General features: G+C 37.4%; 20 protein-coding genes. All 20 read left to right on the top strand.

Translation table 11 applies throughout. The features are described 5' to 3' along the window. The first annotated feature begins 315 nt into the window (after positions 1-315). The 20 genes from glmS (at position 316) to Q7P33_RS06650 (ending at position 23,021) form a co-directional block, all read left to right on the top strand. Positions 316-2,139: a glutamine--fructose-6-phosphate transaminase (isomerizing) gene (gene glmS, locus Q7P33_RS06745; protein ID WP_303868682.1), complete on the top strand. Its 1,824-nt coding sequence runs from the start codon at positions 316-318 to the stop codon at positions 2,137-2,139. A gap of 152 nt (positions 2,140-2,291) precedes the next feature. Then, positions 2,292-3,167, top strand: a complete 876-nt coding sequence (locus Q7P33_RS06740; protein ID WP_303868681.1) for a TnsA endonuclease N-terminal domain-containing protein — start codon at positions 2,292-2,294, stop codon at positions 3,165-3,167. Then, positions 3,164-5,326, top strand: coding sequence for a transposase (locus tag Q7P33_RS06735; RefSeq protein WP_303868680.1), 2,163 nt, complete (start codon positions 3,164-3,166; stop codon positions 5,324-5,326). The genes Q7P33_RS06740 and Q7P33_RS06735 overlap by 4 nt, the downstream gene beginning before the upstream one ends. Then, complete coding sequence (locus tag Q7P33_RS06730) at positions 5,304-6,995, top strand: ATP-binding protein (protein WP_303868679.1); 1,692 nt, start codon at positions 5,304-5,306, stop codon at positions 6,993-6,995. Before Q7P33_RS06735 ends, Q7P33_RS06730 begins: the two co-directional genes overlap by 23 nt. A 9-nt stretch (positions 6,996-7,004) precedes the next feature. Next, positions 7,005-8,876 (top strand): TnsD family transposase, encoded by a 1,872-nt coding sequence (locus Q7P33_RS06725; protein ID WP_303868677.1) that lies wholly within the window; start codon positions 7,005-7,007, stop codon positions 8,874-8,876. Further along, a complete protein-coding gene (locus Q7P33_RS06720; RefSeq protein ID WP_303868675.1) occupies positions 8,857-10,401 on the top strand; it encodes a Tn7-like element transposition protein TnsE in 1,545 nt (514 codons plus the stop codon). The genes Q7P33_RS06725 and Q7P33_RS06720 overlap by 20 nt, the downstream gene beginning before the upstream one ends. A 461-nt stretch (positions 10,402-10,862) precedes the next feature. After that, positions 10,863-11,894, top strand: a complete 1,032-nt coding sequence (locus Q7P33_RS06715) for an energy-coupling factor ABC transporter permease (RefSeq protein ID WP_303868673.1) — start codon at positions 10,863-10,865, stop codon at positions 11,892-11,894. A 98-nt stretch (positions 11,895-11,992) separates the two neighbouring features. Further along, positions 11,993-12,751: a class I SAM-dependent methyltransferase gene (locus tag Q7P33_RS06710; RefSeq protein WP_303868671.1), complete on the top strand. Its 759-nt coding sequence runs from the start codon at positions 11,993-11,995 to the stop codon at positions 12,749-12,751. Positions 12,752-12,920: 169 nt separating this feature from the next. Further along, entirely contained in the window at positions 12,921-14,519 is a 1,599-nt protein-coding gene (locus tag Q7P33_RS06705; RefSeq protein WP_303868670.1) for an AAA family ATPase, read from the top strand. Between the two features lie 84 nt (positions 14,520-14,603). Beyond that, positions 14,604-14,948 (top strand): metal-sensing transcriptional repressor, encoded by a 345-nt coding sequence (locus tag Q7P33_RS06700; protein ID WP_303868669.1) that lies wholly within the window; start codon positions 14,604-14,606, stop codon positions 14,946-14,948. Positions 14,949-14,986: 38 nt separating this feature from the next. Then, on the top strand, positions 14,987-15,943 hold the full coding sequence (locus Q7P33_RS06695) for a M14 family metallopeptidase (protein ID WP_303868667.1): 957 nt from the start codon (positions 14,987-14,989) through the stop codon (positions 15,941-15,943). A 95-nt stretch (positions 15,944-16,038) separates the two neighbouring features. After that, entirely contained in the window at positions 16,039-16,953 is a 915-nt protein-coding gene (locus Q7P33_RS06690) for a LysR family transcriptional regulator (RefSeq protein ID WP_303868666.1), read from the top strand. 155 nt (positions 16,954-17,108) lie between these two features. After that, complete coding sequence (gene nikB, locus Q7P33_RS06685) at positions 17,109-18,050, top strand: nickel ABC transporter permease (protein WP_303868664.1); 942 nt, start codon at positions 17,109-17,111, stop codon at positions 18,048-18,050. Positions 18,051-18,053: 3 nt separating this feature from the next. Continuing rightward, positions 18,054-18,938, top strand: coding sequence for a nickel transporter permease (gene nikC / locus Q7P33_RS06680; protein WP_303868662.1), 885 nt, complete (start codon positions 18,054-18,056; stop codon positions 18,936-18,938). Continuing rightward, complete coding sequence (locus tag Q7P33_RS06675) at positions 18,935-20,491, top strand: ABC transporter substrate-binding protein (RefSeq protein WP_303868660.1); 1,557 nt, start codon at positions 18,935-18,937, stop codon at positions 20,489-20,491. The genes nikC and Q7P33_RS06675 overlap by 4 nt, the downstream gene beginning before the upstream one ends. Before the next feature lie 27 nt (positions 20,492-20,518). Then, positions 20,519-21,304, top strand: a complete 786-nt coding sequence (locus Q7P33_RS06670) for an ABC transporter ATP-binding protein (RefSeq protein ID WP_303868658.1) — start codon at positions 20,519-20,521, stop codon at positions 21,302-21,304. 4 nt (positions 21,305-21,308) lie between these two features. After that, positions 21,309-22,064, top strand: coding sequence for an ABC transporter ATP-binding protein (locus Q7P33_RS06665; protein ID WP_303868656.1), 756 nt, complete (start codon positions 21,309-21,311; stop codon positions 22,062-22,064). 114 nt (positions 22,065-22,178) lie between these two features. After that, positions 22,179-22,313, top strand: coding sequence for a CooT family nickel-binding protein (locus Q7P33_RS06660; protein ID WP_303868655.1), 135 nt, complete (start codon positions 22,179-22,181; stop codon positions 22,311-22,313). 66 nt (positions 22,314-22,379) lie between these two features. Further along, positions 22,380-22,802, top strand: coding sequence for a DUF3842 family protein (locus Q7P33_RS06655; RefSeq protein ID WP_303868653.1), 423 nt, complete (start codon positions 22,380-22,382; stop codon positions 22,800-22,802). Continuing rightward, positions 22,803-23,021, top strand: coding sequence for a hypothetical protein (locus tag Q7P33_RS06650; protein ID WP_303868652.1), 219 nt, complete (start codon positions 22,803-22,805; stop codon positions 23,019-23,021). Positions 23,022-23,156 lie beyond the last annotated feature (135 nt).

Raw genomic sequence — 23,156 nt, 5'->3', positions numbered from 1 at the left:
GAACTGTTAACACCGCGCGTAAAATCTGAAAAATTAATAATAATTTAAGAAATGAGGGTGTTATCCCTCATTTTTTTGTGTTGAATATATTTTTGTGGTAGAATATCTCAGTATGTTTTTGGGTATGAAATAAACGGACTAAACCCAAAAGACTGCAAAAAAGCGCCAGAACTCAAGTGATGGTCCACACAAAAATTGAGTTGACGAGGTCAGGGAGTATCGAAAATTCGGCGGATGCCCTGGAGAATTGTCATTTAAAACTGAAGAGTGATTTTCAGGACAGAGGTGGCATAAAAAAGAAATACAGGTGAAAAAATGTGTGGAATAGTAGGTTATATCGGCGATAAACAGGCCCAGAAAGTGCTTATTAACGGTCTTTCCCGGCTGGAGTACCGGGGGTATGATTCAGCCGGAATTGCGACTCTGGAAAATGAAGTGATCCGAGTGGAAAAGAAAAAAGGGCGGCTTAAAAACTTGCAAGATGTTCTGGATAAAACACCGCTTTCTGGGCAGGTCGGTATCGGACATACCCGTTGGGCAACCCATGGGGTTCCTTCCGATGCCAATGCCCATCCCCATTGTAGTGTCAATAAAGAAATCTCGGTGGTTCACAATGGTATCATCGAAAATTATATGACGTTGAAAGATGAGCTGCAGGCGCAAGGCCATGTCTTTATTTCGGATACTGATACCGAAGTGATTGCCCATCTGCTGAATGAACTTTATACCGGTGATCTGGTCGAAACGATTCAGATTGCCTTACAGCGGATGAGCGGCTCTTATGCCCTGGCGGTTCTGTGTGCCAACGAGCCGGATAAGATTGTGGCTGTCCGTAAAGATAGTCCCTTGATTGTCGGACTGGGTGATGGCGAAAACTTTATCGCTTCGGATATTCCCGCGATTCTTAACTATACCCGGGAAGTCTATCTGCTGGATAACGGCGAAATGGCAGTTTTGACAGCAAACCATATTCAGGTTATGGACAGCGCTGGTAACACCGTTGATAAAGAAGTTTTTGTTGTCGATTGGGATCCCGGAGATGCTGAAAAAGGCGGCTACGATCACTTCATGATGAAAGAAATGGTGGAGCAACCCAAGGCGATGATGGAAGCTTTAATGAGCCGTTGCTGTGAAAATGGTGCATCCTTTACTGGGTTGAAGCTCAATGCGGAGATGATGAAAAAGATCAACCGGATTCAGATTGTCGCTTGTGGCACTGCCTACCATGCCGGGATGGTGGGCAAGTACTATTTTGAAAAATTCGCCCGGATCAGCGTCGAAACCGAAGCAGCTTCGGAGTATCGCTATAAAAATCCGATTATCGACGAAAATACCCTGTTGATTGTGATCAGTCAATCTGGCGAAACCGCCGATACGCTGGCGGCGATCCGCCTGGCTAAAGAACGGGGAGCCTGGGTTTTGGCGGTGACCAATGTGGTCGGCAGTTCCATTGCCCGGGAAGCCGATGACGTTATTTATACCAATGCCGGACCGGAAATTGCCGTGGCATCGACCAAGGCGTATGTCACCCAAGTTGGTTGTATGATGCTGCTGGCTTCATTTTTAGGAAATCTCAATGGCAAAATGAACAAAGAAGATGCGGCTCGGATTTGTCATGGGCTGATGATGACCCCGGGACTGATCGATAAAGCATTGGAAACCCAGGACGTGATTAAAGCATTTGCCGATAAAAATTATCAGATCAGTGATCTTTTTTATATGGGGCGAGGGGTGGATCTTTATACCAGCATGGAAGGTTCACTAAAACTTAAGGAGATCTCCTATATTCATTCTGAAGCCTATGCAGCCGGGGAACTCAAACACGGCCCGATTGCCCTGATTGAGGAGGGTACCATCGTGGTAGCCGTCTGTACCCAGGAAAATGTGTTCGAAAAAATGCTCAGCAATATTAAAGAAGTAAAGGCCCGAGGCGCCCACGTATTGGCGATTGTTCAGGCCAGTCATGAGGATATTGCTTCGGAGGTGGATGAGGTCTGGGTGATTCCGGAGATGGATGATGATATCACCGCCATTCCCACCATTGTGTATCTACAGCTGTTGGCCTATTATCTGGCAGTTGCCCGAGGGTGTGATGTTGATAAACCTAAAAATCTGGCAAAAAGTGTGACGGTGGAGTAAATAGACGACAAATTTTGAAGTATTTGTAGTTTTAAAACAAAGTTTGATAACATAAAACAAAGTTTGATAATTAAAAACAAAGTTTGATAAAAAAAGCCGTTTAGGGTATTATATAACTAAACGGTATTTTTTTATTCTTCAATCACATATGCATGTTAGATAATAAACTATTCGGAGGCGAAATATTGGCAAAACGCAGCAGAAAAAATTCTATAGATAAAAAATTAAAGGAAGGCAGAGGAATTGGTGCTGGGATAGATTATAAACCTTGGCTTGTTATTCAAGATGTTTCTTCATTAGGTAGATCAACCCGTTTAAAAGGGATAAAAATACCGAGACAATATGAATTTCTATCTGATTTGGAAAAAAACTATTTTTACTTGTTGGAATTTTCCGACTATGTAGTAGATATACGAGAACAATACCCGCTTCTACCGCTTGAGGATACATTATTAATTGCAGATGAATTAGGTATTATACATCCTCGTAATCCACAGACGAATGAACCAATTGTTATGTCAACAGATTTTGTTGTTACAATGAAAAATGATGGAAATATTAAAGATCATGCGAGAACAGTAAAAATGAAGAAAGAATTATCAAATGAGAGAATATTGGAAAAGTTCGAAATAGAACGTGTTTATTGGGAACGGCACCAGATTGATTGGGGAATTGTTACTGAGGAAGAAATTAATAAAACAACAGCACAAAATATTGGTTTTGTTCATTCGTATAAAGAGTTAACAAATTTCGAAGATTTTAAAGCTTTCCCAGAAATTGAAATGGAGGACTTATTAACGGATTATATTAACAGGATGTTAAGAACATCGTCCAATTCAATTCGAACAATATCGAAAGAATTTGAAAGAGATTTTGGTCTCAATGCGGGAAGTGGTCTAACTATTTTTAAACATTTAATAATTAGCAAAATAATTGATGTTAATCTTAAAGTGAAGCTTGATATAAACGAAAACATTCCAATCGAAGCAATTTATAAAGATTTTTCTCTGAAAGAGAGTGTAATATGATCTGTTATAATCAAGTTTATGAATATTTAGATAAAGCTGAAAAGAATAGAATTAGAATCATTCATATTGAAGGTGGAAATGCTTATTTTGTTAACCTGCATGGCGATACAGCAATGCCCAAGATAGCTACAATTAACACGTTAGAAGCGGAATTACTGGGGGAGGCATTACTACTGATACCAGATCCATATTTAAATAGTTATTCAGATGAAAATTTGACAAATACGCAAATAAAAAAAAGAAATGATAATTGGAGAATTGTATCCAAATACTGGGAAGAGAGCAAAATTGAGCTATTGTCAATGGATAAAAGAGAAGATTTATTCAAAGATATTGCGATCAAGACAGGTTTAAACGAACTAAAAATAAAACGTGTATTTACTAGATTCTGGCAACGAGGTCTTAATAAAAATGCGTTATTACCTGACTATATTTTTTCGGGCGGAAAAGGGAAAGAAAGAGATCTTACCGGAGCGAAAACGGGAAGACCACGAAAATTTAATCTATTAGATGATGGTAGCAACGGTTTTAATATTACTGACAATGTCAAAAAACAATTTGAGTATGTTATTAAGAGTCAATTTCAACAAAAAAATCAGAATTCTTTAACAGAAACATATAGCTATTTATTGAAAACTTATTATTCAGATATATATTTTGAAAACAATGAAAAAAAATACAGAGTCTGGGATGCTTCAAGAATTCCAACATTTGGCCAATTTTACTATTGGTATAAAAAAAATGAAGACCCACAACTTGATATTATTTCAAGAAAAAGCTTAAAGGAATATGAACTAAAACATCGTCCATTGCTTGGTACCTCAACAAATGAAACTGATGGACCAGGAACTCGTTTTCAAATTGATGCCACTATTGCTGATATTTATTTAGTAAGTTCATTTAATAGAAACTTAATTATTGGTCGACCAATAGTTTATGCTGTAATTGACGTTTACTCTCGTTTGATTACTGGTATTTATGTTGGATTGGAGGGACCCTCATGGGTAGGTGCGATGATGGCACTTGATAATATGGCGACAAATAAAGTTGACTATTGTCGTCAGTTTGATATTTCAATTAATGAAAATGAATGGCCAGCTAAGCATTTGCCAGAAATAATAATTGCCGATCGGGGCGAATTCGAAGGCTATTCTGTAGAAAATTTAATTAATAATTTAAATATTAAAATTGAGAATACCTCAGCGTATAGAGGGGATTTAAAAGGAATTGTAGAACGGCAGTTCCGTACCATAAATACGAAGATTAAGCATAAAACCCCTGGAGCAATTCAAAAGGAATATCGAAAAAGAGGGGATCAAGATTATCGACTGGATGCTAAGATTAACTTAAAAGAATTTACAAAAATTATAATTCATATTGTACTTCAGCACAATCAAAAGATAATCGAAAAATACCCCCTTGAAAAAAGTATGATTCTTGACGGTTTAATTGCAACACCACTCAATTTATGGAATTGGGGAATTGCTAATAAAAAGGGCTGTTTACAGATAATATCAAATCAAAATATATTTAGACTCAATGTCTTACCTAACGGAAAAGCAAGAATTACTCGTGCAGGTATTGTTTTTAAGAAATTATTTTATGGTTCAGAAAAAGCTATTGCTGAACAGTGGTATTTGAAATTAAAAAACTCCAGTATTGAAGTTGTATACGACCCAAGGGACATAAAGCAAATATATATTCCACATTCGGATGGAAAAAGTTATGATACTTGCTATTTGTTATCTATTAATGATCAATACAAAGATGATGCTCTTGAAGAAATTCAATTTTATCAGGAAATGATACAGGAACTTAAATCATTTGAGAAGACCGAGCAATTAGAGAATTCCATTAATACAGATGCTGCAATTGAGGAAATAGTAAAAAAAGCTTCTTATGAAAAGAGAAGAGACGATATTGACAATATTTCTAAGACAGAAAAGCTAAAAAATATTCGAATTAATAGACAAGCAGAAAAATCTTTAAATAGAAAGGTTGAAAAATTTGATTTGACACCAGAAATAGAACCAATGGAACAAAAAATCTTTAATTTTGAAACAAAAGTGGAAATAAACAACAATAATGATCAAAATAAGAATTCTAGATTAATGGATAAGTTAAAAAAGAAGAGGGATGAAGAATTTGGAAAAGAATAATACTAATCCAATATTAAAGGGTGATTTAGAAGAAGCTGACTATAAAGAGCAACTTTTATCTGAATATGAGAATAATCCTTACATTGAAGCTCTTCCCCAAATTTTTTCGGAAGACTATGTAATGGATCATTTTTTTTCTATTCCCAAAATTACTAAACATGATAAATTGAAAGAGAGTTTTATCCGATATCATGTATTAAAGAGAGTGAAGAATTTTATTCAACCACTTCCAATTCATTTTGAAATTGAACGAAGACTCTCGACATTAATAAGAAGAGGTTATTTGGCTAGAAATCCTTTAGATAAAGAGTTTCTGGAAAGAATTCGCATCATAAATGAGTTGAAAGAAGATGAAGAAAAATCAATTAGCAAGATTTATGATCGAATGAATTACATCCGTTCAACTGCTGACAGCCTATCAATTATTGGAATTTCCGGCATCGGCAAAACTACTGCAATAGAGCGCTTATTATTGATGTATCCGCAGGTTATAAAGCATACGGAGTACAAAGGACAGTCGTTTAATCGGACCCAAATTGTATGGTTGAAGATTGACTGCCCGTTTGATGGAAGTCTTTCAACGCTTTGCAAAAGTTTTTTTAAAGCAATTGATGATCTATTAGGAACACGATATCTTGAAAAACATGGATATCTAAATCGTGTTACATCAACAATGCTTTTACATATGACATCGTTAGCTAGCATGTATGGAATTGGGACTCTAATAATTGATGAAATACAAAATCTGCTTCATGCAAAAAATGAACAAGAAGAAATGTTGGACTTTTTTGTTACACTTTCGAATACTGTAGGTATCCCAACAGTAATGATAGGCACATCAAAGGCCCAAAAACTTTTCAATGGTAACTTTAGACAGGCTAGGCGGGCTGCAAGTGATGGAGCAATTATTTGGGATCGTATGCATAAAGATGATGAAGAGTGGCAGTTTTTTCTTGAAACACTTTGGGATTTGCAATGCTTAAAGAATTATTCGGAACTAACTGATGAAGTAAAAGAAGTTTTTTATGAAGAATGTCAAGGAATTACGGCTATAGCTGTAAATTTATTTATTTTAGCGCAGGAAAGAGCGCTTTTTGATGAAGATAACCAAGATGAAATCATTTCGGCGAAAGTTTTAAAACGTACAGCAAAAGAAGATATGCAAATGATACAGCCGATGATAAAAGCTGTTCGCAATAATAAATTATCGGACATAATGAAGTATGAAGACATTATTATAAATTTAGATGATATCATGTTAAATTTAAAAAATGATACCGAAATGGCAGGGCGAATCAAAATTGCATTTTCTGAGAGGCAAAAAACACTTGAATATAAGCGTAAAGATAAAATTGAAAACTTGTGTGTAGAATTGCTTGCAATTGGTATTTTTGATTGTTTACAACAAAAGGATTTAGAAATAATAGCAAAGACAATTGTAGAAAAAAAACCAGCCGAAACAGAATTCAATACTCTTAAACTGGAAGCAATCCAGCAGGCAATTGAGCTCAATGAACAAAAAAAAGAACAAAAAAATAAAACAAAACCAAACACTAATCTATTACCGTTATTAGCGATAAGAAAAAAGGCTTTTGATAAAAAAGAAGACCCTTATGTGTTGTTAAAAGAACGGGGATATATTAAGAACCCACTCGAAGAATTTTATTAGGAGTTTTAAATGCTGCCTTTTTTTACTGAACCATATCAGGATGAATTATTATATTCGGCAATAGGTCGTTATCATTTTTATAGTTGTAATATAGACTGTAAAGACACATTGGAAGAATTGTTCCAAAACCGGAATGTCATACCGAGTATTGAAATTGGCAGTCATCTTAATATTTTGTCAAAACAGATAGGTACGAATTATTCGGTACAAGATTTATTACTAAAACATACAATTTATCCATACTATGCTCCATTTTTATCCCAAAATCGTCAACTTGAGATTTTGAAAGATGTGCAAAATGATGGGAAAGGGTTGTACACTAGATTAGGAATGGTTGCGGGAAGCATTTGTAAAAAAAATGGCTTGTTCTATTGTCCAGTATGTGCACAAGAAGATATTAAAAAATACGGAGAACCATTTATACACCGAGAACATCAATTACAAGGGATAAATTTGTGTGCTCATCATCACATACAACTTGAGAAATACAAAATTGATATGAAGATGAAGAGTAGAACGGAGTATATTAGATTTGAGAGAAAAAATCTGAAATTATTCGTTTTGAAAAAAAATGAAAATCCCAACTATTATGATATTGAAGTAAAATTAGCTGAGCTTGCATATGAAATTCTAAATTTAGGCAACAATAAATTATCAAGAGAACAGATTACTAAAAAATACAGATTATTGTTACGAGAAAGGGATTTAATCACGCCAGCGAATCATGTTAGACAAAAAGACTTATTCAAAGCTTTTCGAGAAAAATTTCCTAAAGGATTTTTAGAAAAATATGATTCGGAATTGGTGATAGACGATGAATACAATTGGTTAAAAGTTTTAACTCGTAATAGTAAACGCCATGTACATCCATTTAGGCAATTACTATTTTTGTACTTTTTGGATCAAGATTGTAATTTTTTTACTAAAATGAATGAAGATGAGGGTCCATTTGGAACAGGGTTTTGGCCATGTTTAAATAAGGCAGCAGATCATTATAGAGAACTGGTCATACCAAATGTTGCGATTACAAGAGATTTTAAATCGAATAGCCCTATTGGTACATTTGAATGCTCATGTGGTTTTATATATGCGCGAAAAGGACCTGATAAACGTGTGGAAGATAAATATCATATAGGAAGAGTAAAACAATTTGGAGAAATCTGGGAAGCTAAACTACGTTTGTTATCTGGCGAAGGCAACCATAGCATTCGAGAATTAGGGAGATTACTCGGAGTTGATTCAAAAACAATAAAAAAATACCAATCATTTAAAACATCCGTTAAAACTGAGAAAGCTGTTAATGAAAAATCTTTCCTAATGCTAAATCAGTACAAAAAAGAGATGCTTGACGCGATACAGTTAAACCCAACTTATTCTAGAACACAAATAAGAGCTATCACATATAAACAATACACATATCTTTACACTAATGACAAAGAATGGCTCTTTAAAAATCTTCCTGAACATCAAAAAAAGACAAATCTTCATAAAAAAATTGATTGGAATCTACGAGACCAAATATATTACAAAAAAATAAGACAATTGGTCAAAGAATTATTATGTTCAGAGAAACCTGTAAGAATAACGAGATCATTAATTGGAAAACGACTTGGAATACAGTCGAGTTTAGAAAATAAAAGAAAAAAAATGCCCTGTACGCAGAAATACTTAGACGAAAATACTGAGACAATTCAACAATTTCAGATTCGTCGCTGTTGCAAAATAATCGATGAAATGCTAAAGAAACGAGAAGAAGTGCTTATGTGGAAAGTGCAACGAATTGGTGGTGTGAAGTCTCATGATTTCCGCGAGATAAAACCATGTTTAGAGGTATATCAGAAAATACAGGAAGGGATTTTTTATGACAAAAAAACTATTTAAAATACAATGGCCTTTCGAAAAAGATATAGAAGCACAACTGATCTGGATTGGTGATCCTTTTCGAAGGGGCAATAAAATGATGATCTATGGATATTTTAATTATGAAAAAGTAACGGAAAAAGTATTATTTGACTGGGGAACATTACCACTTTTAGCGATTCAGCATTATTATAAAAATGGAAATTTTTTATCAAGTAGACCTCCAAGTGAAATTAAAGAAGTTGAAATAACAATAAACCAAAATCAAGTAGTATATTCTGAAAGAAATTGGAAAATTAAGGCTTGTAAGGATCATGCAATTTCCCGAAGTTTTAGTTTCCCGAGCGAAGAAAAAAAAATTGTACTACCAGTAATTGAAGTGATACGGAGTATTTTAGCAACAAATAGGTTTCTGCTATACCGTTTGTTTGAATGTAATTCATTTGAACAATATTTTATTCATACAGTCGAGGAAGATAGAATTTATTATGAATTTACTAATCAATATGAATATAAATACACTAGAAATTCATTTATTTATCAATTGACTTGGCTACTAACAAACGATGATGTACTTCAAATGTTTGAAAATCTGGCATTTACTTGGTTGCAAAACGGTATCTTAAAGTTTGACTGGGATTTCAAACAAGAAATCAAAATAAAAGCACGCGTGAAGGAAAACGAGTCTTATATAACAATTCTGCAAATAGTGAATGTTGAAAATATGCATATTCCAGTAAATGAAATTTTGTTTTCGCATCCGCATCTTCGAAAACAAGAAAATTCTGATGAAGCAAAAAAATATACTTATAATAATTTGAATGATAAAAATGAAGATCTCTTACTAAATGAGGAAGTTGATGGTGCAACTGAGGATTTTGATTTTGTGGAAATGAACATCTTAAAGCATGATTACATATCTTTACCAAAAATTACACATGAACAAGGCGAAAAAGCTCAGAAACGTTCGCTTGAAGATCAAGATACGAAAAGATTTTTCGGAAATGAGGATAAAAATCGCTCTACTGCAGATGTTGGAGGGGAATTTCTAGCAAGAGGTATAGAGCCGTTAATGATTGATGAAATAAATGATCAAAATGAGGCAGAATCTCATAATGAATTAGATGATTTCATAAGAATTTTAAGAATTTTGGAACAACAACCACAAATTAAGAAAATTAAAATAGTTTTGGATAATCTACCTATAGATTTGCGAGAACGAAAATTCTCAAAATTAAATGATGGCTTTACAAATCGAAGATATTTAATTGCTAAAATAATTATGATAGATAACCGACAATTTAATATAATAGAGATAGAGCGGGAAACATACTCTTTATCAACTTTAATTCTCTTTTCGCTTTCAGTTAATGAATGGGACAAAATTTATCAAGCCTTGCTTTTAAACCTTGTCAACGATTCTGGTACATGGAAAAGTAAATCACTGGACAAGTTTAGAAATCTAGGAATTTCAATTATTAAAGCAAAACACATGGGAAAAGGGGCTCGTCATGGAGCTGAAATGTTGTTAAAAAAAATAATTTAACAGTGATTAAAATGAATTCTATAATGATGGCGCTAATTTTTGTGTGGTAAAATAAAAATATATTCCAATGAATCCGCATCAGTGATGCAATTAAGTTATGCAAAAAACTAAATTAACCTGTGAAAATTATACCGTTTTAAATAGTGCGATCGTTATTAATATGCCATTTAGCGATATCGTAAATTTGGTTGTCGTTTTCTTTACATTCTGAAGGTATGTACTTCTAGAGACATCATTTTTATGAGAATTCAAATGAAAGTATGAATATAAAGATAATTCTTTAAAATTATTCTTGACACATTATGGAAAAAGACATATAATTTCAACATTGATAAAATCATAACAATAATTTGAAATCTATGAATAGTCTAATAATGCCATGAAGGTATTTCTCGTGCAGAAGCAGGAGTGATTCTTCATGGTTTTTTTATTTATTTTTTAACTTTGAGGAGGGTTTTAAAATGCACATGGCAGATGCTTTAGTTTCTCCAGCAGTTGGAGGAATCATGCTTGCGGCAAGCGCCGGAGCAATCGCTTATTCAGCGTACAAATGTAAGGATAATTTGGATGAGAAGAAAATCCCATTAATGGGGGTTATGGGAGCCGTGATCTTTGCCGGACAAATGGTGAATTTCACAATCCCGGGAACGGGTTCCAGCGGACACATCGGCGGGGGGATTTTACTGGCTGCATTACTAGGTCCATTCCCGGCATTTTTAACGATTACCGCAGTATTACTGATTCAGGCTTTGTTTTTTGCCGATGGCGGACTGCTGGCTTTAGGGGCAAATATTTGGAATTTGGGCTTTTATGCCTGCTTACTGGTTTATCCCTTTGTGTTTAAACCAATCGTCAAGAAGGGCATGACACCTAAACGAATTATGACAGCATCGATCGTTTCAGTGGTATTGGCTTTATCCCTGGGTGCTTTTTCAGTGGTAGTAGAAACACTGGCTTCAGGGATCACAGCTCTTCCATTTGTCACCTTTGTCGGTTTGATGACCCCGATTCATATCGCCATTGGTTTGATTGAAGGAATTGTTACCGGTGGGATTCTTGTTTTTGTCTACAATATGCGGCCAGAATTACTGGAATCAACCGTGGAAAACAAAAAATTGCCGTCAAATATCTCCATTCAGAAAGTAATGGGGATGTTGTTGATCTTTGCCGTTGTCCTTGGCGGTGGGTTATCGCTTTTCGCCTCGGCGAATCCGGATGGACTGGAATGGTCAATGGAAAAAGTGGCTGGAACACCAGAGTTAGAAGCTATTGGCAGCGTTTATGAAGAGGCCGGAAGTATTCAGGAATCAACCGCCTTTTTACCAGACTACAGTTTTAAATCAGCCGATGGTGAAGGTTCTGCAATTGGGACCAGTGTTTCTGGGCTCATTGGTGGTGGCTTTACCTTGCTTTTAGCAGGTGGCACCGGAGCGCTGATTTACTTTATCAAAAGTAGAAAAGAGAAACCAGTCATCGTAGAAAAGAAAGCATAATTAAAAAAAATGAGTGATAAAGTCATGAAGGCTTCATTCGATTTAATAATCGACGAAAATTTCATGACTTTTTTATTATCGGAAAGATGAGGAGTGAGATGGAAAATATTCTAGAAAAAGTGGAAAATTATTGGGATCAACGGTCGGAAGGATACTCAGAAGTCAATGTTGCAGAGCTTAACAGCTATAAGATGGATGTCTGGAAAAATCTGATCAATCGGTATAAACCGCTGGTGGTTGGCAGAAAACTGAAAGTCCTGGATATCGGTACTGGTCCCGGTTTTTTTGCGATTACCATGGCGTCCTGCGGATATGATGTGACGGCGGTGGACTATACTGATGCGATGCTTCATCGGGCTAGGAAAAATGCCGGAACTTATCATGACAATATTAAATTTATACAAATGGATGCCCATTCACTTGATTTTGACGATTTTAGTTTTGATCTGATTATTACACGGAATCTCACCTGGAATCTTGAGAAACCGGAAGTTGCGTATAAAGAATGGCATCGGGTACTTGCTCCCGGCGGCAGAATGCTGAATTTTGATGCAAACTGGTATTTGCATCTTCATGATGAAACGAAACGATCGGAATATTATCAGGATCGAGTTAATTCACAAAAAGAAGGGGTCAATGACCACTATGTTCAGACTAATACAGTAGTGATGGAAGAAATTGCTAAAAACCTTCCATTAAGCAGAACCATGAGACCTCAATGGGATGCCGCCGTGCTGATTAATACAGGCTTTAAAAAGGTGATGGTTGAACAAAATATCGGAGAAATTGTGTGGGATAAAGAAGAACAGATCAATTATGCATCTACCCCGATGTTTATGATTTATGGAGAAAAATAGATTAATTCACTTTGAAAATATAAAAATATATCAGCGAGGTAGTTATTCTCAAAAGGAATTGTGCGTCGCTGATTTTTTTTAAAAGGCGGTTTATAAAAAAATAATTTTACCAAAAATAACAAGAAAGGAAAACAAATAAATGCAATGTTCAATAAATTCAGAAGATAGAATGTTAAGTAACGAATCAAACTGGTTTTTAAGTGCAAACTTCGAAGGGGAAGACCTAACTTCACGTTTTATAAAAAAAGGTATTTGGGAAAAAAATACTTCTGATAAATATGATGATATGGTAAATACAATTCAAGTTGGCGATCGAGTCGCTTTAAAAGTTACTCATAACCAGAAAGAAAATATCCCATTTGATTATAAAGGAAAAATAGTTTCAGTTATGGAAATTAAAGCCACAGGTGTTGTTATCAAAAACTACAATAATGGTAAAAAAATTTCTGTAAAATGGTCAAAAACTGATCTGAATAAAAATTGGTATTTCTTTACGTACATGCGATCTATCTGGAAAGTTGAACAAAATTCTAAAAATTGGATGTGCGATGCCTTGCTTGACTTTACATTTAACGATAAACCCCAAGATATTAATCGCTTTAAAAATGAACCCTATTGGAAAAGCCGTTTAAATTCTAAAGGAAAAATATTATGTGAAAATGAGATTTTTGAAGTATTAAACATTCTAGGCGGGGAAGCTCAGTTATCATCCATTCAGGATGAAATTCAGAAGCGAAACAGATTAGAAATGATTCGAGTAAACCCTGATTGGCGGGCAGTAGTTCGGTTCACCCTACAGCGATTCAGTAGTGATTCCAAATCCTTTGCTCATGGGGAAGATCTTTTTTATAGAAAATCATTTTCCAGTGACATTTGGGGCCTTAGGGATTTGGATATGGAAAAAATAGAATTATATTCCAAAGAACATTTTTTCTCAGAAGTATATATGAAAACTTCTAAGTATGATGAGATTGTAAAACTGCTCAAAGAAAAAAGGAGTATCATCATAAAAGGCGCTCCCGGAGTGGGTAAAAGTTATATCGCAGATCGGCTTGTGTTTTCGCTGTTGGGCGAGAAAAACAAGAATCGAGTGGAAATTGTAAAGCTCAACGAATATTTTTCAGAACAGAACAGATTAAATGGTAACGCAGAAAAGAACTACAATGACTTCCTTTTGACAGAGGGATGTTTTTTAGCTTTTTCCCAAAAGGCAGTTGAAGATACTGGAAATGACTATTATTTCATTATCGATGGTATTAATCGAGAAAATTTAAATACGATAATGGGGGATCTGATCCTTTTATTTAAGCGTGAAACACACAACAACCAGTTTAAACGACAAAAAAAAATTTCTGTAGAAAATTTTTATATACCAGAAAATATATACATTCTCGGAATGATGGATACAGCCGATAAAAGCATGCTATTGCTTGATCAGACCCTACAACGACACTTTAATTTTGTAGAACTGGAACCTGCATTTAATTGTGAAGGGTTTGTCAGGTATATTGACTCTAAGAAGAATGTAAAACTTAATCAATTGGTTCAGCAGGTTCAGAAACTCAATTTAGAAATTGAAAAAGATCAATCATTGGGGAATGGATTTCGAATTGGTCACAATCATTTCTGCAACATAAATAATGTCAGTGAAGGTGATTTATTAATGATCACAACATTTGGGATATTTCCTAAGTTAGAAGAATACTGGTCAAATGAGGAAACACGATTGCAGGATTGGAAACGAAATCTCTATGAAACAATAAAATAAAAAGTGAGATTATTACTCTTGCGTTGAAGATGATTTATCAAGAATTCGAGACCATATAGACAAAATCATTTTGAGAGGAACTAAATGAATAATAAAGAAAAATTTAATAAAGAAGATCATCGCTATAATCGTGAAAACAGCACGAATGAAAAACAAGAACAGGTGCATCAACATACCAATACAAAAGCCATCTTAAACCGTTTATCAAAAGCTACTGGACATTTAGAAGCCATTCGCAAAATGGTCGAGTCCGGGAGGGACTGCTCAGAAGTATTAATTCAACTATCTGCTGTAAAATCAGCGATTAATAATACTGGCAAAATCATTCTCCAGGATCATATTGAGCATTGTATTGTCAGTGCCGTGGAAGATGGAAATCAGAAGGCTCTTGACGATTTACGCAAGGCCATTGACCAATTTATGAAGTGAATAATAAAAAAATTTACTAACCCTGGGAGACAGAAAAGATGCAGTTGAAAATAGGAAGTATTGTTGCAAAGAGAGGCGAAAAATCAAGTGGTTATGTATCAATACCCGGAACAAATATAGAGATACCCATTACCTTAATTGCAGGTGAATCAGCAGGAAAAACGGTTTTAATAACCAGTGGTGTTCATAATTCCGAATATACTGGGATTGAAACAGCCATTCAATTAGCCCAGGAATTCTTGCCTGTACACGTTGCGGGGAATATAATCATCATTCATCCATTAAATATTAGCGGTTTCGAAAATCGAACGATGAGTGTGGTAGCTGAGGATGGGAAAAACCTGAATCGTATTTTTCCGGGGGATCCCAATGGAACTGAAGGAGACAAGATCAGTAATTTCATTGCTACTGTACTAGAAGGTCAGACAGATTTCTTGATTGATCTTCATGCCGGAGATGGGTATGAAACTTTGACGCCCTATGTTTATTATGTAGGTGCTGCTGAGATGAATGTGGTGAAGGAATCAAAGGCCATGGCAGAAAAGGTAAATGTACCATTCATGGTTCAGTCATTTATATCAACTGGAGGTCTCTACAATTATGCAGGTACCTGTGGGATTCCCAGCATTCTGATTGAACGAGGCGGAGAAGCGCGATGGACAGAGCCAGAAATTGAATTGTATAAAGAAGACGTGAAAAATGTCTTAAGACACCTTAGTGTGTTGGAAGGTAAAGTGAAAATCAATAATCATCGACCGGTTGAGGTCACAAATGTTTGTTATGAAAATGCGTCAGCTACCGGTTGCTGGTATCCATGCAAACAGGTAGGAGACCGGATTAAAATCGGGGAAGTGTTGGGTGTGATCAAAGACTATTTTGGAAATACGCTGCAAACCTGCAGGGCAAAAAGTAATGGGATCATTTTATATCAGGTGAGTTCACTGTGTATTATTAGAAATGGATCAATGATTACTTATGGAAAAATCAATCGTTAGAAATAGTGGTTTTTCAAGAAAACAACAGCATGGAATAGCAAGAAAGCGAAGTAATCATGAGCATAAAGAATAGTCAGTATTTGAGGGTTTCAGATATGATAGAGTTAAAACAATTAAAGTATTTTGTAGTCAGTGCCGATGTGGGCTCATTCAGCAAAGCGGCAGAAATATTGTATACAACCCAACCTAACGTAAGTAAAGCAATAAAAGCGTTGGAGGACCACCTGGGTTTTGATCTTTTTATACGAAAAAGTAGAGGTATTCTCCTCTCAACCAAAGGGAAACACGTTTATGAATACGCATGCAAAGCAATTGAAAGTATTGAAATGCTTTCATCATTTTCACAAACGGATAAAATTGAACAGCTTAAGATATCCAGTAACCCCAGTGCCTGGATTGCCGATGCCTTTGCCGAATTTTATAATCAATTTCATGTGGAACGGCTTCATTTTCAATTGTTTTCAGCTAGTGTGGAAGAGATTATCAAACGGGTTGCCAGCTGTCAGGATGAGATCGGATTTGTTTATGTGATGACTAACCAAAACACCGCATTTCAGTATGTCTTGTCGAGAAATCATCTGGAATTTGTGGAATTGAAAAAGACCCAGGTCGTCCTTTATCTGGGAAAAGAACATCCCCTGTATCACGCCAAGCGAATTGAAGAAGCGGATTTAAAAGATATGAAGTTGGTTCAGTGTTATGAAGATGAGTTTGATCTCAATAACTATTGGAAAATTAAAAATCCTAATGGAAAAGAGTTGTCATCCTTTAAAAATGTAGTGGTTACCAACAGTGATTGTGTGATGCAACAACTTCTCCAGACCACCGATCTGGCCAACATCAGCAGTGGCTACATCACCGATTGTGTCGATGAAAAGGAATTAAATGGAATCCCGCTTTATGAAATGGAAAATGTGGTGATGTTCGGTTATATCCGCCGAAAATCCGAGGTTCTCAGTGATTGGGGTAATAAATTTATTGAATTCATTACTGCGAATCTGAATCCCTAAAGATCAGGATTTTTATTGAACAAAAATGGTTATGGAATAATTAAGTATGCTATATTGGAATAGCTCATAACCCCCCAGAGAGGTTGTAGAGCTATTTTTTTGATGGTAGAATAACGAACGGGAATACAACCTATGAGAGAAAGGCGTCATGCGACATGAAAAAATATATTGGAAAACGACTGCTGCAACTGATTCCTATTATTCTGGGGATCACGCTGTTGTCATTTACCTTAATGCAAACCGCCGCAGGCGATGCGGTGGATGCCCTTTATGATAATGCCAGCGGCGCCGTATCGGAACAGATTAAAGCTGAAAAACGGGCTGAACTGGGACTGGATCAACCATTCGTTATTCAATATACTACATGGTTGGGCGGGATGATCACCGGAGATATGGGGGTTTCTTATATTTCAAATAAGCCGGTTTTTGAAACTTATATTTCCAAATTACCGGCAACTATTGCCTTGACACTTACTTCCATCCTCTTAACGGTGTTGGTTGCGATTCCTTTTGGAATTCTGTCAGCGGTAAGGCAAAATCGTTTCACCGATTACCTGATTCGTTTTTTCAGCTTTATCGGGAATTCTCTGCCGGGTTTTTTTGTTTCACTTTTACTTATTTATTTTCTGGCTCTGAGACTGAAGTTGTTCCCAGTCATGGGAAGCGGGGGAGGTTGGAAGTCGATTGTTCTTCCAACACTGACATTGGCAATTGCCATGGCTTCTAAGTACACCCGGCAAGTGCGGACCACGGTGCTGGAAGAATTGAATAAAGACTATGTTCTCGGTGCCAGAGCAAGAGGGATAAAGGAGCCGGTTGTGTTATATGCCAGCGTGTTAAAGGCCTCGATGCTCACCATTGTCACCCTGTTGGCATTATCGATCGGGTCACTTTTAGGAGGAACCGCCATTGTTGAATCCATTTTTATGTGGGATGGCGTGGGCAAATTGGCAGTGGATTCTATCATGATGCGAGATTATCCCATGATCCAGGCGTATGTTATCTGGATGGCACTCATTTACGTGATAGTTAATCTCATCACGGATATTCTCTATCATTATCTGGATCCCCGGATTCGTCTGGAACAGGAGGTTTGATCTATGGAATCAACAATCATTAATTCGATTACGGTTAGAGTGCATAGGAAAAAAAAAGACTGTACCATGATGAAATTCTATGTTTTTTTGATCCTGGTTATTCTTTTACTCCTCGTTGCTGCTTTTGCCCCACAGATTGTACCCTATGACCCGTGTGCACAGGATCTGATGAACGCCCTTCAGCCGCCCAGCGCTGAACACCCGTTTGGCACGGATCGCTATGGTCGAGATATGCTATCTCGGGTGGTTATGGGGGCCCAAACCACCATTTACGCTGCTCTGTTACTGGTCGGAATTATTACTGTGTTTGGAACCCTGGTTGGAATATTTTGCGGGTACAAGGGCGGAAAAATCGATTCTTTGATCATGCGGATATCCGATGTTTTTCTGGCTTTTCCCGGCATGGTTTTCGCCATTGCGGTGGCTGGGGTATTAGGTGGTGGAATCAACAATGCCGTGGTGGCCCTAGCCTGCATTTCCTGGCCAAAATTTGCAAGGTTGGCCAGAGGTCAGGCTTTATCCGTTAAAACCATGCCTTATATTGCTGCGGCTAAACTCAGTGGATCAGGGCCCCTGAAAATTGTCTTTAAACATATTTTGCCCAATATAACCGGTCCGATTCTGGTGACGGCTACCCTGGATATTGGTACCATGATGATGGAATTGGCCGGTTTGTCCTTTTTAGGATTAGGTGCCATGCCACCGATTGCAGAGTGGGGTTCAATGATGAGTGATGGGCGGAGTATGCTCCAAACTGCCCCTTGGGTAATTCTAGCACCTGGCTGTGCTATTTTTATAACAGTGATGTTATTTAACTTACTGGGGGATACTGTTCGTGATGTGCTGGATCCCAAAACAAAAAGAAGTGGAAACTGGAGGAAAAAATGAAAAAGAAAAGCAAAATGTTGACGTTATTATTGACAGGGGTAATGGTTGCCGGGATGTTGACCGGCTGCGGATCAGCAACCAGCGGAAAAAGCGCTGAGGAAAAGGTTTTTAATTATGGCACAACCGCTTATGGGGTGGCCATGGGAAATGCCGGTTTAAATCCCCATGAAGGTTACAGCGGTTGGTCGACAGTTCGGTATGGCGTCGGGGAAACCTTATTTAAGTTTAATGAATCCATGGAACTGGAACCCTGGCTGGCAAAAGACTATGAACAGATCGATGAATATACAGTGAAAATTAATTTGCGAGATGACGTTAAATTTTCGAATGGTAAGAAAATGACCGGGGAATCGGTAAAAGCCTGTCTTGAAGATCTGATTGCCAAACATGACCGGGCACCAAAGGATTTGCAGATCAAATCGATCACAGCCGATGGACAAAGTATTATCATCGTTTCTGAAAATAAGGTGCCGGGTTTGGTTAACTACCTTTGTGATCCCTACGGCGCTATTATTGATATGGAAGCCGGCGTATCAGCCGATAAAAATGTGGTGGGAACAGGTCCCTACGTGGCTAAAAACGTCACTGACACCGAAATTAATTTGACAGCAAATATGGATTACTGGGGTGGAAAACCTCATGTAGGAACTGTTAATGTGAAGAGCATCACCGACGGTGACACCTTGACCATGGCTATGCAAAGCGGCGAAATCGACGCCACCCAAGGTCTGCCTTATGCCAGTCTGCAGCTGTTTCAGAATAATGACGATTATACCATCAGTTCAACTAATACTTCCCGGGTTTATCAGGCCTGCTTGAATTACAATTCGGCTGTGATTAAAGACGATGCAGTTCGTAAAGCGATGGCCATGAGTATGGATAAGGATGGATTCACCAGCGTTTTACTACAGGGCAACGGAACACCGGCCATCGGACCATTCCCAGCCAATTTCTCATTCGGGGGAGATGCTGTTAAAGCAGCGACCTATGATATTGAAGGTGCCAAGAAGGTGCTGGAGGCGGCCAGTTGGATTGATACTGACGGTGACGGCATTCGAGAAAAAGACGGTCAGAAATTGTCGATCAAATGGCTGACTTATACTTCGCGTCAGGAACTGCCACTATTGGCAGAATCCGTTCAGGCAACTTACAAACAAGCGGGAATCGATGTTCAGGTCAATGCCACCGATAGTTACAAAGATTTCCTGAAAGCTGGAGACTATGATGTTTTTGCCAATGCCTTTGTAACCGCACCCACCGGAGATCCTCAATACTATTTCACAACTCATGTGGTGGATGGTTCTGACTACAACCGTGGGCACTACCATAATGATAAGGTTGAACAATTGGTGGCCCAGTTGCGGACAGAATTTGACAAGGAGAAACGAGGGGATCTGGCGGTACAGATTGCCCAGCAGGTAATTGATGATAATGCCTATATTTATGCATCACATTTAAAAATGTCCTTTGTGATGAAAAAAGGGGTGACCGGTTTTACTGCCCACCCATCCGATTATTATGAAATCACCGCCGACCTGGATATCAATGAGTAATTGATATCCAGACAAAAGGAAGTTATTATGATCGAACCATTATTGGCTTTTCAAAATGTAGACATATCATATGGTGACCAGCCCGTGGTTAATAATATTAATCTTAAAATAGAACAAGGTGAAATACTTGGGATTGTGGGTGAATCCGGCAGTGGAAAGAGTACTCTGATCAAAGCTGCGATGGGTCTTCTGGACCCCACCGGTTTAGTTAATCAGGGCGACATTTTTTATAAAGGGCATAATATTCTAAATATGAATGCAGAAAAAATCAGAGCGCTCCGAGGGCCGGAAATGGGTATAATCTTCCAAAATTGTGGAAGTGCCTTGTGCTCGATCCGAACCATTCGTGATCAACTTTACGAAACCATGGAACAGCATGGTTTTAAAGATCATAAAGAGGTCGATCAAAGAGCCAAAACGCTGTTTGAAAAGATCAATTTGAACGACAGTGACCGGATCCTGAATAGCTACCCCTTTGAATTATCCGGGGGAATGAATCAACGAGTTGGTATTGTTATGGCCATGATGCTGGAGCCAGATATGCTGTTTGCTGACGAACCCACTTCGGCTCTAGACGTAACCGTTCAGGCCCAGGTCATCCGCGAAATGATGAAGCTGCGGGATGAGTTTGGAACGGCTATAGCCATTGTTACCCATAATATTGGGGTGGTTTCTTATATGGCCGACAAGGTGGCGGTGATGTGTCAGGGACAATTGGTAGAATACGGAAAGACCCGGGATGTGATTGACTATCCTCAGGAACAATATACAAGACAATTGATTCAGGCTGTACCGCGAATCAGAAGGAGATAATTTCATGAGTGCAGTGTTAGAAGTCAAACATCTAAAAAAAGCATATAAGCATGACAAAGAAATGGTTCAAGCTGTAAATAACGTGAGTTTTGAGATCAATTCAGGGGAATGTCTCGGTCTGGTTGGCGAAAGTGGCTGCGGTAAAAGCACCATTGCCAAAATGGTCACCCGCCTAGAAGCTGTGGATGAAGGGGAGATTTGTCTCAATGACTGGGCGATTACCAGGGTGAGTGGTAAAGCGTTGAGATCGGTCTATCAGCAGATTCAAATGGTTTTTCAAATGCCGGTGGATTCCTTCAACCCCAGAATTAAACTGGGAGAAGGTATTATGGAAAGCCTGATCAACCAGGGAATAGGCAGACGAGAAGCTAAAGCCAAAGCTCGGGAATATCTCGAAATCTGTGGTTTGAACAAAACATTCGCCGAACGTTACCCCCACCAGGTCAGTGGTGGGGAATGCCAGCGCGCGTCGATTGCAAGAGCGATTGCCATCAAGCCAAGCTTACTGATTTGTGACGAAGCCACCAGTGCGCTGGATGTAACAGTCCAAGCCCAGATTATCAAAATGCTCAAATGTTTAAAAAAAGATCTCGGCATGTCTTATTTGTTCATCAGCCATGATCTGGCTCTGGTTCAGGAGATCTGCGACCGGGTGATGGTGATGCATAACGGTAGCATTGTTGAACAGGGAACCCCGGATGAAATCATCAGGTATCCCAAAGAAGACTATACGAAAAAACTGATTGACTCTGTTTTTTAGAGAGATATAAAAACAAGAATGATTAGCATTCAAATAAGCAAATTTGCCCTTAACTTGTGTTAAGAGCCAGTCTGTGCTAGAATAACGTCGATTAAATAAAAGGAGGCTACGAACATGTGTGAATCTTCAGCTTTTATGATTACTTCTGAAGGAGAAACGAAAATTATAGACTACGTGGTGGATATTGTGCCAAATAACGATGGCAGCTTAACTTTGTCAAATTTATTAGGCGGTACAAAAATTGTTTAAGGCAGACTAAAAGAAGTAAAATTACTTAACCATAAAATTATTCTAGAAGGGAGTGTGGTTTAGTGTATGAATATTGTAGTGCTTGACGGTATGGGAGGCGGCATTGGATCGCGAATCGTTGGAATTTTAAAAGAACAATTGCCGCCGTATATTGAAATTTATGGGCTGGGAACAAACTCGCTGGCGACTGCTATGATGTTGAAAAAGGGCGCTAATAAAGGTGCGACCGGAGAAAATGCAATATCAGTTACTGTGAAAAAAGCAGATTTTATTATTTGCTCTATTGCGATGACGATTCCTAACTCTATGATGGGTGAAGTTACGCCAAAAATGGTCGAAGCCATTGCCAGCAGCGATGGAATTAAGATCTATATTCCTATTTTACCGGAAAATCATCATATTGTATCCCTGGAAGAAAAGCCGTTATTGCTTCAAATCAGAGAAGCCGTGACCTTGATAAAGAAAGAGTTGAATCTGGGGAATGTGTAAATGGATGGAAAATTAAACAGCTCAAATGAAGAAGAAATTTTCAAAGTGTTTCTTGCACATTGGATTAACCACACTGCTGATCACATCAAAGGATATGAAGAGTGGGCATTTAAACTAAGAGAAACGTCAAAAGATAACGTTTCAAAAGAAATATTTTTAGCCATTGAAAAGATGCGGGAAGCACAAAAGAAATTTGTGGAAGCAAAAATTCGGTTTTAAGTAATACTAATCACAAATTCTTAATATTAAATAAACCGATGCTTGAAAGCAGGACTTGTTTAGTGCTGTTTTTTTTGTGTTGATTGGAATTGAAAAATGATAGATTTGTTATATACTCAAATGCTATAAAATTAA

Origin of the sequence: Acetobacterium wieringae (assembly GCF_026646375.1) — a bacterium.
GTDB lineage: Bacteria > Bacillota > Clostridia > Eubacteriales > Eubacteriaceae > Acetobacterium > Acetobacterium wieringae_A.
Note: the sequence above shows the minus strand (reverse complement) of the source record. Positions and strands in the feature narration are given on the sequence as shown.